The following is a 14,574-nucleotide window of genomic DNA, read 5'->3' on the forward strand; positions in this document are numbered from 1 at the left end:
CCCTGCATGGCGTTGGGCAGGTGGGTGGCGATCACCCGGTCCCCCGCGGCCAGGCCAGGGGCACGCACCAGCAGCCAGCGCTCGCCGTCGGGGCCCAGGGTCTCGCCCAGGCGCTCGACCCGCGCTCGCTCGAGCCGCCCGTCGTCATCGATGCGGTAGAGCAGGTCGCTGCCGTGCAGGGCGGCGAAGGGGACCGCCAGGGTGTGCGACACCGCCGGGCGCTCCAGCAGCACCGCGACCAGCGCCCCGGGGCGCAGCCCGGAGGCCTCCCCATCCAGCGCCAGTATCGCCTCGGTGCCGGCGGGGTCGCTATCGCCGGCCAGGCCCGACAGCACGAAGCGCTGGCCGCCCTCCTCGGCGACGGCGGCAAGCGAGTCGCCGCGGGCAAGGCTCGCCGCCAGCTCCGCCTGGTAGCGATGGGGCACTCGCGCGCGCAGTTCCAACCCCTCGTCCGGGTAGAGCGAAAGCAGCGGCGCCCGGGCCGCCACCTGATCACCCGGGGCCACCGCCACGCCGGTCACCACGCCATCGAAGGGCGCCAGCACCCGGCCACGCTCCCGATCCCGCCTGGCCGTCTCGAGGGTGGCCCGGGCGCGGGCCAGGCGGGCCTCCAGGCTGGCCAGGCGAGAGGGGTGCTCGGCCACCGCACTCTCGCGGGTGGTCACGCTGAGCCTGGCCCGGGCCACGGCGTCGCGGGCGGTATCGAGATCCGCCCGGGAGGTCAGGTTGCGCTCCACCAGCGAACGGTAGCGCTCCAGCTGGCGATTCGCGCTGTCCAGGATCTCGCTCTCCCGAGCCAGGGCCTGGCGGTCGTTGTCGTGGCGGAGGCGCTCGTTCTCCACCTGGGCCTCAAAGTCAGCCACCTCCGCCTCGGCCTGGCGCAGCGGCGGCAGCAGGTCGGCGTCATCCAGGGCCACCAGCAGCGCGCCCTCGGTCACCCGCTGGCCGTCACGCACCGGGCGCTCGGCCACCCGGGCAGCGATGGGCGCCACCAGGCTGACCCGCTCAGGCGCCACCATCTCGCCGAACAGCGGCAGCACCGGCACGTGCTCGCCGTGGGCCACCGTCAACGCCTCGACGCGCCAGCTGCGCTCCTGGGGCACCGCCGGCGGCGGCTCCGGCCGGGTCAGGCGCAGGGCCATGAAGCCGGCCACGCCGAGGGCAATCAACAGGAGGGGAAGCAGGCGTTTGAACATGGGGACATCCGTGCCGGTGATTAGCGAGGACTACTATACGCTGCCGCGGGGCTGCCACGAACGCCGCCTGCTCAGGCTGCGGCAAGGTAACACAGCAGCCTCTGGCCGCCCCGGGCGGTTTCACTCGCCGCCGACTTTCCCTATAATGCGCAGCGCTTGGCCCCCTTAGCTCAGCTGGATAGAGCGTCCCCCTCCTAAGGGGAAGGTCTCAGGTTCGAATCCTGAAGGGGGCGCCAGCCTGTTCAACGGCTTGCGCTCATCTAGCCAGCGCCGGCTCGCTCGGCTCTCCTCTCGCCCTCTCCAGTACGCCCCCTCAGCCTGCAAGGGCCACTCGGCATCGAATCCCTGCGCGAGATTCAGTCCCCCTCCGCTCTGTCGGCCCAATGCCTAAACCGGCGGTAGAATTAAAGTTGCGCTCGAAGACGCCGATAAACGCTAATCAAGCATTGACGGTCGTTCGAACCCCTTTACCTGCACCAGACGTTGGAACCCAGCGGATGCCCTATACCGAAGCCAAGGAACATGCGCCAGGCCAGTTGCACGGGATCTTCGTCGATCCCTACAGCGCCTTCGACAACATGACCACGGAGCGCCTGCTGCATCTCAGGGTCGCCATGCAGGCGCTCATCGGCCGCCCGCTCGCCGGGAGACAGCTGATCCTGCGCGTGATTCACGGCTGGGAGAACGGTGGCTGTGACCCGGTGGAGCTGCGCCACAGCGACTACCCCATCGCTACCCTGGAGGAGCTGCGCGACATCGAAGCGCTCCACCGGCGTGCCCTGGAGGAGTTAACGCCCTGGCCAGGCACAGCGGGGGATCTGCTCGCCGCCCCCCTGGCCGAGGCCATTCGGGTTGCCGAAGCGGAAGGCCTGACACTTGACCAGCAGACCCGCCAGACGCCGTCCCGCTGGCCGGGCTTCCGGGGTGGCCTGTGGCTCTACACGCTGTTCAAGGCCTACCACCGCCTGACCTACGGCGAGGATGACTCCTACCGAGCGAGCCGTATAAGCCTACCGGCCGGCGAGCGCGAGCTGCATGAATTTCACCTCGAGGAGGGAGAGTTCGCGGTAATCACCCCGGCGGATGCCGCTTCCGGCGAACACCTGCTGGTGCTTCACCCCAGCCAACTGGCGCCGGTGCTTGCGCTCCTCGGGGAAACCCTGACGGCCTGACGTAGCCAGGCAGGCCAACCTTCAGGGGCGGCCTGCCCCGGCTCATCCTCTTCAGATGACCTGCTGCAGCTCTCGCAGCCGCGGGCCGAGATCCTCACCCAGCGAGGCCACCGCGGGCCGAGCATAGAAGAACCCCTGCTGCCGCACAATTCCCGATCTCGCCAGCCACAGAGCCTCTTCGCGGGTCTCCACTCCCTCGGCGATAAGCTCGAGTTTCAACTCCGTGGCCAGGCCCCGAACCGCCCTCAGCAGCGCCTGACGTCGCCGGTCCTGATCACACCCCATGACCAGCTCACGGTCGATCTTCAGCTTGTCGGGCTCCAGCTGGGTGAGCAGGTCCAGATTGGCGTAGCCGTTGCCGAAGTCGTCGAGGGCCGTGGTGAAGCCCATGCTACGGTAGCTGTCGATGATGTGCTTGAGATGCGCCTGGTCGGTCACCCGCTCCGTCTCGGTGAACTCGAAGACCAGCTTGTCCGTTGGCCAGCCCACCCGCTGGGAGACTTCCAGCGTGGCCTGAATGCAGGCCTCCGGTTCGTAGACCGCATTGGGCAGGAAGTTGATGGAGAGCCGCTCCTGCATCTGCAGTTCACTGGCCATCTCGATCGCCCTGACCCGACACGCCTGGTCGAAGCGGTACATCAGCTGATCGGTCACCTTGGAGAGTACGCTCCAGGCCGACTCCCCATTGGGCCCTCGTACCAGCGCCTCGAAGGTCGTGGTTCGCGCCGTGGCGAGGTCGATGATCGGCTGGAAAGCCATGGTGAAGTCGAAAGGCAGCTCGACATCGCAGCGGCCGCAGTGTCCCGCCACGCGTGCACAATGATTCATTCTTCCCCCTGCTCGGCCCTCAGCGCCGTCTGTCTTTCGTTATCTGGATATCGTCATGTCAGCGTGGCTGCTGGTGAAGCAGCAGCTCCACCCGCCGGTTGGCCGTTCGGCCCTCGGCGGTCGCATTGCTTTCCAGGGGCCTGGTATCCGCATAACCGATCGCGCGCAGGCGCGCCTCCTCGACGCCGGCACCCGACAGGTAGCGCAGCACCGAGATGGCCCGGGCGGTGGCAAGCTCCCAGTTGGAGGGGAAGCGGGCCGTGGCGATGGGAATGCTGTCGGTGTGCCCCTCCACCGAGACATCGCCATCGAACTCCTGAATCAGCTCCACCAGGCGCTGCAGCACCCGGTCCGCGCCGGCAATCAGCTCGGCCTGGCCACTGGCGAAGAGCAGGTTGTCATCGATGCGCAGGGTGATGCCCTGGGCGCTCTGGTCGACGCTGACCCCTTCGATCTCCAGCCCCTGGAAGCGCGGCTGCAGCCCATCATGGCGCGGCTGGATGCCGGTCGCCATGGGGCCCAGCCCCCCCGCCACGGCAATCGCGGCCGACTGCGCCACCGGCGAGATCTGCCGGGTGGACTCGCCACCGTGCTCGCTCCCGGTCACTGCCAGGCCATTGCCCGCCATGGAGAGCAGCAGCACGAACAGCGTGATCAGCAGCGTGAGCACGTCGAGGTAGCTGACCAGCCAGGACTCCCCGTCGCCCTCCCCCGCACTGCCGGGAGCCAGCACCTCCCTGACATTGCGATCAAGCATTCTGGCTCGCCTCACCGCCACGCGGCCGCGGCTTGCCGGGCTCACGGATCTCGTCGTGATAGTTGGCCACGAAGGAGTTGAGGGTCTCCTCGATAAAGGAGGGCAGGCGGCGCTTGGTGATCAGGGAGATCCCCTCGAGCACCATGTTCATGGCGATCAGGCGCTCTTCGGTGCGCCGCTCGAGCTTCACCGCGATGGGCTTGAACACCAGGTTGGCCAGGAGGATGCCGTAGAAGGTGGTCAGTAGTGCCACCGCCATGCGAGGACCGATTACATGCAGGTCGCCGGCCTCCATGACTTCCAGCATGTTCACCAGCCCCACCAGGGTGCCGATCATGCCGAAGGCGGGGGCATAGGTCGCCATGGTGCGGAATATCTGCGCCTCGGCCTGCTCGCGGGCCCGAAGGCGGGCGATACGCCAGCTCAGCAGGTCGTAGATCTCATCCGCCTTGGTGTTGGCGATGACCAGCTGGATACCCGTGCGCAGGAAGGGGTTGCGGGTATTCTCCAGGGCCTCCTCCACGGCACGCACGTCGCCCTTGAACCAGAGCCGGGACATGTCCACCAGTTCCCTGATGTCGTCGCGGGAATAGGTATTCTCGCGCCGGAACACGATGCCGACCAGCCGCACCACCCGCACCACCTCCTTGAGGGGGTAGCTGATGAAAGTCGCCGCCATGGTGCCGGCCAGCACGATGGCCAGGCCCGGCAGGTTCAGAAAGCTCTGGGGCGACTCCGCCGTGAAGAACAGGACGCTGGCCAGCAGCACACAGCTGGCGAAGATACCGATAAGCGTCGACGGATTCATGCACGGCTCCTTGCCGGATAAGGAAAAAGGTCAGAAAAGCGAACACAGGGACAGGAGTCATATCGGCAGCCGCGGGCCCTTCTTTAGCGGCGCAAAGCGCCTACCGCGGTGATATTCTGGCAGCCAACGGCCGCCCCGGGCCTGGAGGTTCCGGGAGAATGGCCGGCAGCTAACGCAGGGAACGACAGGGAGAGCCCCATGACACACCAGCCCGACAGCCACGCCTTCGGCGTCGCCCTCCAGCCCATTCATGACGCCGAGGGACATCACGTTGCCGACCGTCTTCTCTATCGCCATCAGGTGGAGGCCGGAGACGTTCCCGAAGTGGCCGTTGCCAGGGCCCTGGCAACGGCCATCTACGAGCTGGATGAGCGCAGCCGGCTGGGCCAGCGCGACCTGGTCGTCGACCTTCCCGAGGAGTGGCTCGAGCGGCCGGACCTGCTGCCCTCCCCGGCCAGCCAGATCATCATCGGCGTGCCGCGGCGTCTTGAAATCAACGATACCGTGCTCGAGCGCCTTGCCCAGGTGCGAGAGCGCGGCTACCGCCTGCTGATTCACGGCTCGAGCCTACGCGGCAACATTCCCACCCTGGCGCCCCTGGCCAACCTGGTGAGACTCAGCCACCCCGACGAGCTGGACGAGGATGTGCTCCGGGCCCTGCGCCTGCGCGGCTCGCGCCTGTTCGCCGACAGCATCAGCGATGCCGAGGGCCTGGAGCGCTATCAGCAGCTCCACTGCCACTACTTCGACGGGCGCTACCTGGCCGAGCCTGCGTTCTATGCGTCGCGGCCCCGGGGGCGCCATGGCAACCGGGCCGCCCAGCTGCGCCTGGTCAATGAGCTGTACCGCGAGGATGTGGAACTGCAACGACTCTACGAGCTGATCCTGCAGATGCCACACCTGCACGTCGCCGTGCTGCGCCGGGCCAACTCCGTTCACTTCTCTCACGCCAGCGGCCAGGCGGCGGATCTGAGGCGGGCCATCCCGCTGCTGGGCCTGAATGAACTGCGACGGCTGGTGATGACCCTGTCGCTGGCCGGCGATCTGCCCTCCTCCAAACTCAGGATCCGCATGGCGCTGATCCGTGCCTACATGTGCTGCAACCTCGCCGCCCCCTTCCAGAGCATCGACCCCGAGGAGGCCTTCACGGCGGGGCTGTTCTCGCTGATGGGGCCGCTGCTGGAGGAGTCCCAGGAGGAATTGCTGGACGAACTGCCCATGAATGAAAGCCTGAGCGCTGCCCTGAAGTCACGGGAGGGACACCTGGGAGCCCTGCTGACGCTGGCCGAGGAGCAGGAGGGGCTCGAAGCAGAGCCAGACGAGCGGGTCAGTGGCGATCAGCTCAAGCGCTGCTACCTGGAGGCCATGGAGCAGGCCGACGCCCTGATGAGCCACCTCTAGAGCCAGTGTGAGGGGGAAAGCCCCTCAGCCCTGGTCGCGGAGCTGGGCCCGCAGCCGACTCACCGCCTGGCTGTGCAACTGACACACCCGTGACTCGGTCACGCCCAGCACCGCCCCGATCTCCTTGAGGTTGAGCTCTTCCTGATAGTAGAGCGCCATCAGCAGCTTCTCGCGCTCGGGAAGCGCGGCGATGGCCGCCACCAGCCGTTCGCGCTGCTCGTGATCGACCAGCTCGGTGAAGGGAGTGCTGCGCTGAGGGCTATCGAACCCCTGCTCATGCCCCTCGGCCACCAACTCCTCGAAGGGCAGTAGCTGACCGCTGTTGGTATCGCTCAACAGCTGTCGGTAGTCGGCGAGATCCATCGAGAGCTCGGCGGCGATCTCGTGCTCCTCGGCGGGCCTGCCGAAGCTCTGTTCGAGGCGTCTCACCGCCTCATCCACGGCACGCGCGTTGCGCCGAACGCTGCGCGGCAGCCAGTCACGGCTACGCAGCTCGTCCAGCATCGCACCGCGGATACGCTGGCTGGCAAAGGTGGCGAAGCTGGCCCCATGCCCCGCGTCGAAGCGTCCAAGGGCTTCCAGCAGCCCCATCGTGCCGGCCTGGATCAAGTCATCGAGCTCGATGCTGGCCGGCAACCGTACCTGCAGTGCCAGCGCCTGGCGTCTCACCAGGGGCAGGTACTGGGTCAGCAGCTCGTTCTGTTGGATCTTGCCCTTGGCGGTATACATCCCGTTCGCCTGCCTTACCGATAGTTGACGATGACCTGGAGGTCGCCGACCTGCACCGCTGCACGCTGGCCCGGGGCCAGGGCGAAACGGAAATGCAGGGGCGTCGTCGCGGGCAACCCTGACAGCGCGCGGCTGGTGCCAGCCAGCGAAGCGAGCTCCGCACAGCCGACAGGATGGCAGAGCCAACCCTGCACCTCCTTGCCGGCTGGCACCCCATAGCGCCAGCGGACCTCCTCGATGACACCTGCCTTCACCGCAGAAGGAGCCGGCATGGGCGCAGAGGCCACGCTACGTTCTGCCATCACGGCCCTGACCGGCCCGGCCTGGCCGACCCAGCTGCCGGCGGCCAGGGTTTGCGCCGCCGGCGCCAGCCAGGCCAGCGCCAGCATGAGACCCCACGCCGGGGCCCTCATGCCAGCACCACCAGCTCGATGCCCAGATAGTGGGCGGCGGCCTGTTGCAGGTTATCCAGCAGGCCACGACGACGCAGGCCTGGCGGGTGCATCAGCAGGAGCTGGCGAGGCCCGCCGGCTTCGGCCAGGGACAACAGCAGCCGCCAGGCCCGCCGAAAGCTCTCGGCGTCCACTTCCACCCAGAGGGCCCAGTGTGATTGCTGTGATGCCAGCAGCGGCAGATGGGAGCTCTCCGCCGCCACCGGCACCAGCTGCCAGCCCTCGGGGTCACCGATCCAGCGGCGCCCCTGGCCACGCCAGTGCGTCAGCAGGTCACGAGCTCGCCCCAGCTGGCGCGCGGGCAGGCCAACGACCAGCAGGGTGGTCGCCTGGCGTCGAGTACCGGAGCGAGCCGACACCGGCGGCACCCCTTCACGGGTCGGCGACGCCCCCTGGCGTGCCGATGACACCCGGCTCGTGGCAGGTACCTGCCTGGCCAGCGCCATCAGCGCCTCGGCCACATGGGTCGGACAGGCGTGGCTGTCCCTTTCCTGCTGGTCCCTTTCCTGTTGAGAGGCCCACTGTCGAAGCCCGGAGGCCTGATCCATGCCCATATCAGCGCAGCCCCTCAAGCCCGACGGTTCCAAGTTCGCGCAGCGCCTCGCGGGCAAGGCCCAGCTGCAGCAGCGCTTCGAGCAGTGTCTCGGCACTGCAGCGCTTCCTACCGGCCAGCAGCGCCATCAGCTCTCCGCGCAAGGAGAGCGTCCAGGCCTCGTCGCTGGCCTCGAGCTGAATGGCCACGCTCGCCAGGCCGGCGGCCAGGGTGAGTCGCAGCGCCGGCGCCATGGCCGGGTCCGCCTCGACGAGCCGGCGATTGGCACGCCGCGTCAGGGCCGGCAGCACGTCACTCTGCCACTGGGTCACCAGCAGGGGGACGGCGCGACCGCGCAAGCGCTCCGGCGCCAGCCAGAATCCGCGCTTGAGCACGCGTCCGCTGTAGGCGTCCACCAGCTCGCCCGCCCAGGCACGCAGCCCACTCTCCTCTCCGCGCCCCAGGCTCACCGCACAGGCGGCCAGCCGCAGCTGGGCCTCGCGGCCCCGCCAGCGCAGCGTGCGCGGCTGCCGGGTGGTCATCGTGTTCGCCAGAGCAGCCAGCGGCCGGCGCTCACCGTCGACCTCGACGCGCTGGGATCCCCGCACCTGGGCGACCCAGTCCCGCTGCCGCTCGGCAAGCCAGGCCCGCACCTCGCTGCCGGGCAGCCCTGCCAGCAGGTGTGCACCGAGCGAGCCCGCGGCCTCGGCGGCCACCAGCCGCTCCAGCTCCCCCGCGGGGGCCAGGTGCTGCGGCAGCGGCAGGGCCGACCACTGCCCCGCGGCATCCAGTTGAAGATCCGGCTGGGACCAGGCCTCGCCGCGCACGCGGGTACGGGGCATCCAGATCCGGCTGCCACTCGGCGGCAGGGCCTGCCCAAGCAGCGCAGCAAGGCGATCTGACTGCAGGCTGGGCGGCACGCCGGCCAGCTGCCAGGCCCGTTCCAGGTCGGCAAAGCCTGGCAGCCGCTCGCGCAGGGTCGTAAACAGCGTGGCGAGGCGCCGCCCCTGCCCCAGCAGCAGGGCCGCGGCGGCCGGGGGCTCCGGCCGAACCGAAGGGCTGCGCACCGCCAGCGCCTGGCCGACCAGCGTGGGCGCATCCATGACCACCAGGTCCTCGGGAACGCGCTGGCCGTGGGCAACCTGAAGCAGGCGCAGGCCGTGGCGCATCAGGGCGTCGAGCAGCGGCCCCAGGCGCCCCGCCTCATCATGCTTGCTGATCAGGCAGTCATCCAGGCGCATGCCCGCGGCACGGGCCGCCTGCCGATAGTTGGTGATGACCTCCTCAAGCGCCTCCGGCTGGCTGGCGGCATTGAGCAGCAGCAGCGGACGCACCGGCGCGCCTCCCTGCAGCCTCGCCAGCTGTTCGATCACCCGCTGGTCACGCTGGCTCATGCCCACGGTATCGACGATCACGAAGCGCTTGTCGGCCAGGGCCGGCAGCAGCGCCTCCAGGGGCTGGTCGAGCGCCAGGCCATGCATGGGAACGCCCAGCAGCTCGGCGTAGATCCGCAGCTGCTCATGGGCGCCGATACGAAAGCCATCGGTGGAGACCAGCGCCACCGATTCGGGGCCATGGCGCATCACGAAGCGGGCGGCGAGCTTGGCCGCGGTGGTGGTCTTGCCCACCCCGGTGGGGCCCACCAGGGCGACGATGCCTTCGCGGTCCAGCAGCGCCAGCTCGTCCTCCTCCACCGGCAGACGCGCGGCCAGGCGACTCACCAGCCAGGCCGCCTCGTCGTCGTGCGCCAGGCTATCCGGCAGCCCCGCCAGTACCTCCTCGCTGACCGTGCGCGAGAAGCCCGCCTCGAGCAGCCACTGGGCCAGCCGCTGCTGGCGCGACGGAGGCGGCACCTCGGCGCGCTGGACGGCCAGCAGGCTGCGCATCTCCTGCATCTCCGCCAGCAGGCGGGCGCTCATCGCCTGGAAGGCCTCCTCCGGTTTCGGCACGTCCGCCTCGGGCGGGCGCGGCGCTGGCGCTTCGTGCGGCGCCTGAACCGACGCAAGGGGCGGCGCCTGAACTGGCGCGGGCGGCTCGGCAGGCGCCATCGCCGGGGAGGCTTCGCCTCCCGCGTCGGCCATGGCGAGGATCTCGACGCCCTGCTCGGTGTGCCGGTTGGCCAGGATCAGGGCCTCATCGCCCAGCCTGGCCCGCACCTGGCGCATCGCCTCCCGGCTGTTGGCGCCAGTGAATCGCATCACGCTCATGCTGTCAGCAACCTCTCATCTCAGCGTCCCCCCACCAGCTGCGTCACACGCAGGGTGCGGTCGTCGGGAATCTCGGCCTGGGAAATGACCGCCAGATGGCGCAGCCTGCGCCTCAGGAAGCGGGCCAGCACCGGGCGCAGGCTGTGCTGAACCACCAGCACCGGGGCCTCGCCGCTGGCCTCCTGACGCGACAGCGCCTGCTCCGCCTGCGCCATCAGGGTATCGGCGAGGCCAGGCTCCAGGGCGCCGTTGCCGCTCATGGCCTGCATCAGCACCTGCTCGAGCTGCGCCTCCAGCCCGATCACGCGGATCTCGGGCTCTGCCCCGAACCACTGCTGCACGATGCTGCGCCCGAGGCCGATGCGCACCTGAGCGGTGAGCTCCCCGGCATCCGACTGGGGGCCGGCATGCTCGGCCAGGGTATCGAGGATGGTGCGCAGGTCGCGAATCGAGACCTCCTCCTCGAGCAGGTTGTGCAGGATGCGCTGGAAGACGGTCAGCGACACCAGCTTGGGCACCACCTCTTCCACCAGCGACTTCTGATCCTCGCCCAGACGGTCGAGCAGCTTCTGCACCTCTCCGCGACCCAGCATATCGCCGGCATGGCGGTGCATCAGATGATTGAGGTGCGTCGCCACCACGGTGCTGGCATCCACCACGGTGTAGCCATAGACCTGGGCATGCTCGCGCTGGCCGGCGTCGATCCATACCGCCGGCAGACCGAACGCCGGGTCGGTGGTGACGGTGCCGGCAAGCTCGCCGGTGACCTGCCCCGGATCGATGGCCAGCCACTTGCCCGGGAAGGCCTCGGCGCGGCCGATCTCGGCGCCCTTGAGGGTGATCACATAGGTGGAGGGGCCCAGCTCCAGGTTGTCGCGGATATGCACCACCGGCGGCAGGAAGCCCACCTCCTGGGCAAATTTCTTGCGCACCCCCTTGATGCGGCTCAAGAGCTCCCCCTCCTGGCGCTGATCCACCAGCGGAATCAGGCGGTGGCCCACCTCGAGCCCCAGGGTATCGACCAGCTGCACGTCATCCCAGCTCGCCTCCGGTGCCTCCGGCGACGGAATCGCCTCGGTCTCTGCCAGCGCCTGCTCCACCTCCTGGCGGCTCTGGCGGCGGATCAGGGCCCAGGCCAGCCCGCCCAGCAGCGCGGTAAAGAACAGGAAGACGAAGTTGGGCATCCCGGGCACCAGGCCCAGCAGCCCCATCACCGCGGCCGCCAGGATCATCACCTGGGGGTTGGTGAAGAGCTGGCTGAGCATCTGTTGACCCACGTCCTCACCGTTATCGGTGTTGACCCGGGAAACCGTCACGCCCGCGGCCGTGGAGATCACCAGCGCCGGGATCTGTGCCACCAGGCCATCGCCGATGGTCATCAGGGTATAGGTACGCGCCGCATCGGCGAAGCCCATGTCATGCTGGAGCATGCCGATGAGCAGGCCGCCGATGACATTGACCACCATGATCACCAGGCCGGCCATGGCGTCGCCGCGCACGAACTTGCTGGCACCGTCCATGGAGCCGTAGAAGTCCGCCTCCTGAGCGACCTCGGCACGGCGCTTGCGGGCATCCTCCTCGCCGATCAGGCCGGCGTTGAGGTCGGCGTCGATGGCCATCTGCTTGCCGGGCATGGCGTCCAGCATGAAGCGGGCGCCCACCTCGGCGATGCGCCCGGCGCCCTTGGTGATAACCATGAAGTTGATGACAATCAGGATCAGGAAGACCACCAGGCCTACGGCGAAGTTGCCGCCCACCAGGAACTGGCCGAAGGCCTCGATCACCTTGCCGGCGGAGTCGCCACCCTGGTGCCCCTCCATCAGGATCACCCGGGTCGAGGCCACGTTCAGCGACAGGCGCAGCAGGGTGGTGAACAGCAGCACCGCGGGAAAGGCGGCGAAATCCAGCGGCTTCTGGGTAAACATGCTGACCAGCAGCACCATCACCGCCAGCGCGATGTTGAAGGTAAAGAACAGATCCAGCGCGATGGGGGGCAGCGGCAGGATCAGCATCGCCATCACGAACAGGATCAGCAGGGGCCCGGCCAGCAGCTTCATCTGGCTACCCCCGGCCCAGCTCGTCGAGAGGTACTGGCTGAAGGCCCTCATGTGGCCGCCCCCTGCTCACCCGGGGGCATGTCCAGCGACTCGGGGACGGGCAGCGCCTCGGGCCGCGGCGGCGCCTCACCGCCCTCCTCGGCAACGCGGCGTAGCCGGAAGGCCCAGGCCATCACCTCGGCCACAGCGGTATAGAGGGCTTCGGGGATCTCGGCATCGAGGTCTACATGGTGGTAAAGGGCACGCGCCAGGGGCGGCGCCTCCAGGCGCGGCACCCCATGCTCGTCGCCCAGCTCACGGATGCGGGCGGCGACCAGGTCCGCGCCCTTGGCCACCACCCTGGGGGCCGCCATACCGGCCTCGTCATAGGCGAGCGCCACCGCATAGTGGGTGGGATTGGTGATGATGACGTCGGCCTCCGGCACCTTGCTCATCATGCGGCCGCGTGCCATGGCCTGCTGCTGCTGACGAATTCGCGCCTTGATATGGGGGTCACCCTCGGATTCCTTGTGCTCACGTTTGACCTCCTCCTTGCTCATGCGCATCTTCTTGGCATGGCTCCATAGCTGATAGGGCACGTCGATCAGGATCACCACCAGCAGGGCCAACACGATCAGGCCGCAGGCCAGTGCCGCCAGCTGCAGCGCATGGGCCAGGGCCAGCTGCACCGGCTGGTCCATCAAACCCATATAAGTGCCCAGTTGGCTCCACAGGAAGGCCACCGCGACACTACCCACCAGTAGCGACTTGGCAATCGCCTTGGCCAGCTCCACCAGCGCCTGAACCCCGAACATGCGCTTGAGCCCCTTAAAGAGGTTGAGCTTGGAGAGCTGAGGCTTGAGCGACTTGGCCGAGATCAGCCAGCCGCCAAGCAGGGCGGGCGCCACCAAGGCCACCACAGCCAGCAGCAGGAACAGCGGCAGCATCGCCAGCAGGGTACTGCGACCCAGTTCCAGGGCATGGCTGAGCATCGGGGCGGTCTCAAGAGCGTGGCGGCGTTCGAAGAGAAAGGCCTGCTCCATCACCATGCCCAGCTGGTCGTAGAGCACCGGGCCAAGGCTCCACAGCCCTACGACGCCGCCCAACAGCAGCATGAAGGTGGTCAGCTCGCGGGAGCGCGCCACCTGGCCCTCTTCCCGGGCCTTCTCCAGCCGTCGTGGCGTCGCCGGTTCGGTCTTTTCCTGATCGCTGCTCTGCTCGGCCATGGCCACTCATCGGGGACAGTCTTGCGGACCCTGGCCATTGTGGGGAGTTAGGGGAAATCGCAATACGCCAAAAAACGCCGAAAACCGTGAGCTATTTCACGACTCTCGGCGCGTAACGCAAGCGGAGGTCAGAATCCGAGCTGGTCCAGCAGGTCATCGACCTGGTCCTGGCCGCTGACAACATCTTCACCATGAGAGTTGATCTGCGGGCCGTTGAGAAGGTGATCAGTGCTTTTCTTGTCGTCCTTGTGGCGCCGGTCGTCGGCCATACGCTGCATATCGTCACGCTTCTCACCCTCGGGCACGCTGTCGATCAGCACCTGAACAAGCTGGCTCTCGATCTCGCGAATCATCTCCATCATCTTCTTGATGACCTGGCCGGTCAGGTCCTGGAAGTCCTGGGCCATCATGATCTCGAGTAGCTCCTTGTTGGTGGCAGCGGTCTGCACCGGCACTTCCGCCAGGTAGGCGCGGGTATCGATGACCAGCTCGCGGGCCTCGTCCAGCCCCTTAGGTTTGGAAAACCACTCGGCCCAGCGCTTATCCAGCGCCTCGGCCTTCTCGCCCATGGCCTCCTGGAGAGGCTGAGCACGGTCGATGGCGTTCAACGCTCGCTCTGCCGCCTGCTCGGTCATGGTGGCCACATAGTTCAGCCGGTCGCGTGCATCCGGAATCGCTTGGGCGGCCTTCTCGATCTCCTTGTCGAGCCCCAGCTCGCGCATGCTCTCACGCAGCATACGAGTCAATTGCCCGATGCGCTGGATCAGGTCATCGCTACTAGCGGAGGCTCCCGACTGGCTCGGGTCTTCGGTGCTCATGCTCTACTCTCCTCGCGTCGGCCCCAGGGCCAGATGGTCACATGCCCAGTTTTTCGAAAATCTTGTTGAGTTTCTCCTCGAGGGTCGCCGCGGTGAACGGCTTGACCACGTAGCCGCTGGCACCGGCCTGGGCCGCCGCGATGATGTTCTCCTTCTTGGCCTCGGCGGTCACCATCAGTACCGGCAGCTCCTTGAGCGCGGCATCGGCGCGGATCTGCTTGAGCATCTCCAGGCCATCCATATTCGGCATATTCCAATCTGAAACCACGAACTTAAACGCTCCCGCGCGCAACTTGTTAAGCGCATCGGCCCCATCTTCTGCCTCCTCGACATTGGTGAAGCCCAGTTCCTTGAGCAGGCTCCTCACGATACGCCGCATAGTGGGAAAATCATCCACTACCAAGATGCTCAT

At 67.7% G+C, this 14,574-nt stretch carries 14 protein-coding genes and 1 tRNA gene; 3 read left to right on the plus strand and 12 right to left on the minus strand.

Annotation, left to right across the window (positions count from 1 at the left end; translation table 11 throughout):
• Nucleotides 1-1,196, minus strand: a 1,196-nt coding sequence (locus IBX53_RS10705) for an HlyD family efflux transporter periplasmic adaptor subunit (protein ID WP_290908998.1), incomplete at its 3' end; no start/stop codon positions are given.
• Between the two features lie 159 nt (nucleotides 1,197-1,355).
• Between IBX53_RS10705 and IBX53_RS10710 the strand changes: the two genes are divergently transcribed.
• Both IBX53_RS10710 and IBX53_RS10715 read left to right on the plus strand, forming a co-directional pair.
• Nucleotides 1,356-1,432, plus strand: a tRNA-Arg gene (locus IBX53_RS10710).
• A gap of 261 nt (nucleotides 1,433-1,693) precedes the next feature.
• Nucleotides 1,694-2,368, plus strand: coding sequence for a hypothetical protein (locus IBX53_RS10715; protein ID WP_290909000.1), 675 nt, complete (start codon nucleotides 1,694-1,696; stop codon nucleotides 2,366-2,368).
• A 51-nt stretch (nucleotides 2,369-2,419) separates the two neighbouring features.
• Here the strand turns inward: IBX53_RS10715 and IBX53_RS10720 are convergent, their stop codons facing one another.
• From IBX53_RS10720 to IBX53_RS10730, 3 genes are read right to left on the minus strand one after another with little or no spacing between them, the layout of a single operon-like run.
• Entirely contained in the window at nucleotides 2,420-3,196 is a 777-nt protein-coding gene (locus IBX53_RS10720; protein WP_290909002.1) for an EAL domain-containing protein, read from the minus strand.
• 58 nt (nucleotides 3,197-3,254) lie between these two features.
• Nucleotides 3,255-3,953, minus strand: coding sequence for an OmpA family protein (locus tag IBX53_RS10725; protein WP_290909003.1), 699 nt, complete (start codon nucleotides 3,951-3,953; stop codon nucleotides 3,255-3,257).
• On the minus strand, nucleotides 3,946-4,761 hold the full coding sequence (locus IBX53_RS10730) for a MotA/TolQ/ExbB proton channel family protein (protein WP_290909005.1): 816 nt from the start codon (nucleotides 4,759-4,761) through the stop codon (nucleotides 3,946-3,948). Before IBX53_RS10730 ends, IBX53_RS10725 begins: the two co-directional genes overlap by 8 nt.
• A 198-nt stretch (nucleotides 4,762-4,959) precedes the next feature.
• On the opposite strand from IBX53_RS10730, the gene IBX53_RS10735 reads away from it, so the two are divergent.
• The gene (locus IBX53_RS10735; RefSeq protein ID WP_290909008.1) at nucleotides 4,960-6,162 is read left to right on the plus strand and encodes an EAL and HDOD domain-containing protein; all 1,203 of its coding nucleotides are present in this window, start codon (nucleotides 4,960-4,962) and stop codon (nucleotides 6,160-6,162) included.
• A 24-nt stretch (nucleotides 6,163-6,186) separates the two neighbouring features.
• Here the strand turns inward: IBX53_RS10735 and IBX53_RS10740 are convergent, their stop codons facing one another.
• The 8 genes from IBX53_RS10740 to cheY all read right to left on the minus strand — a co-directional run.
• Nucleotides 6,187-6,891 carry an RNA polymerase sigma factor FliA gene (locus IBX53_RS10740; protein ID WP_290909010.1) on the minus strand — a complete coding sequence of 235 codons (705 nt, stop codon included), beginning with the start codon at nucleotides 6,889-6,891 and terminating at the stop codon, nucleotides 6,187-6,189.
• A 14-nt stretch (nucleotides 6,892-6,905) separates the two neighbouring features.
• Nucleotides 6,906-7,304 (minus strand): flagellar protein FlhE, encoded by a 399-nt coding sequence (locus tag IBX53_RS10745; RefSeq protein WP_290909012.1) that lies wholly within the window; start codon nucleotides 7,302-7,304, stop codon nucleotides 6,906-6,908.
• Nucleotides 7,301-7,891, minus strand: coding sequence for a hypothetical protein (locus IBX53_RS10750; protein WP_290909014.1), 591 nt, complete (start codon nucleotides 7,889-7,891; stop codon nucleotides 7,301-7,303). Before IBX53_RS10750 ends, IBX53_RS10745 begins: the two co-directional genes overlap by 4 nt.
• A gap of 7 nt (nucleotides 7,892-7,898) precedes the next feature.
• Nucleotides 7,899-10,082: a flagellar biosynthesis protein FlhF gene (gene flhF, locus IBX53_RS10755; RefSeq protein ID WP_290909016.1), complete on the minus strand. Its 2,184-nt coding sequence runs from the start codon at nucleotides 10,080-10,082 to the stop codon at nucleotides 7,899-7,901.
• A gap of 20 nt (nucleotides 10,083-10,102) precedes the next feature.
• Nucleotides 10,103-12,190, minus strand: a complete 2,088-nt coding sequence (flhA, locus tag IBX53_RS10760) for a flagellar biosynthesis protein FlhA (protein ID WP_290909018.1) — start codon at nucleotides 12,188-12,190, stop codon at nucleotides 10,103-10,105.
• Complete coding sequence (flhB, locus tag IBX53_RS10765) at nucleotides 12,187-13,344, minus strand: flagellar biosynthesis protein FlhB (protein ID WP_290909021.1); 1,158 nt, start codon at nucleotides 13,342-13,344, stop codon at nucleotides 12,187-12,189. The genes flhA and flhB overlap by 4 nt, the downstream gene beginning before the upstream one ends.
• 128 nt (nucleotides 13,345-13,472) lie before the next feature.
• Complete coding sequence (gene cheZ, locus IBX53_RS10770; protein WP_290909023.1) at nucleotides 13,473-14,162, minus strand: protein phosphatase CheZ; 690 nt, start codon at nucleotides 14,160-14,162, stop codon at nucleotides 13,473-13,475.
• Nucleotides 14,163-14,199: 37 nt separating this feature from the next.
• On the minus strand, nucleotides 14,200-14,574 hold a 375-nt coding region (cheY, locus tag IBX53_RS10775), incomplete at its 5' end, for a chemotaxis response regulator CheY (protein WP_290909025.1).

The organism is Halomonas sp. (assembly GCF_014859505.1).
Lineage (GTDB): Bacteria > Pseudomonadota > Gammaproteobacteria > Pseudomonadales > Halomonadaceae > Halomonas.

Coding starts and splice junctions, on each gene's coding strand:
- IBX53_RS10715 (WP_290909000.1), top strand. CDS start 1,694: ATGCCCTATACCGAAGCCAAGGAACATGCGCCAGGCCAGTTGCACGGG.
- IBX53_RS10720 (WP_290909002.1), bottom strand. CDS start 3,196: ATGAATCATTGTGCACGCGTGGCGGGACACTGCGGCCGCTGCGATGTC.
- IBX53_RS10725 (WP_290909003.1), bottom strand. CDS start 3,953: ATGCTTGATCGCAATGTCAGGGAGGTGCTGGCTCCCGGCAGTGCGGGG.
- IBX53_RS10730 (WP_290909005.1), bottom strand. CDS start 4,761: ATGAATCCGTCGACGCTTATCGGTATCTTCGCCAGCTGTGTGCTGCTG.
- IBX53_RS10735 (WP_290909008.1), top strand. CDS start 4,960: ATGACACACCAGCCCGACAGCCACGCCTTCGGCGTCGCCCTCCAGCCC.
- IBX53_RS10740 (WP_290909010.1), bottom strand. CDS start 6,891: ATGTATACCGCCAAGGGCAAGATCCAACAGAACGAGCTGCTGACCCAG.
- IBX53_RS10745 (WP_290909012.1), bottom strand. CDS start 7,304: ATGAGGGCCCCGGCGTGGGGTCTCATGCTGGCGCTGGCCTGGCTGGCG.
- IBX53_RS10750 (WP_290909014.1), bottom strand. CDS start 7,891: ATGGATCAGGCCTCCGGGCTTCGACAGTGGGCCTCTCAACAGGAAAGG.
- flhF (WP_290909016.1), bottom strand. CDS start 10,082: ATGAGCGTGATGCGATTCACTGGCGCCAACAGCCGGGAGGCGATGCGC.
- flhA (WP_290909018.1), bottom strand. CDS start 12,190: ATGAGGGCCTTCAGCCAGTACCTCTCGACGAGCTGGGCCGGGGGTAGC.
- flhB (WP_290909021.1), bottom strand. CDS start 13,344: ATGGCCGAGCAGAGCAGCGATCAGGAAAAGACCGAACCGGCGACGCCA.
- cheZ (WP_290909023.1), bottom strand. CDS start 14,162: ATGAGCACCGAAGACCCGAGCCAGTCGGGAGCCTCCGCTAGTAGCGAT.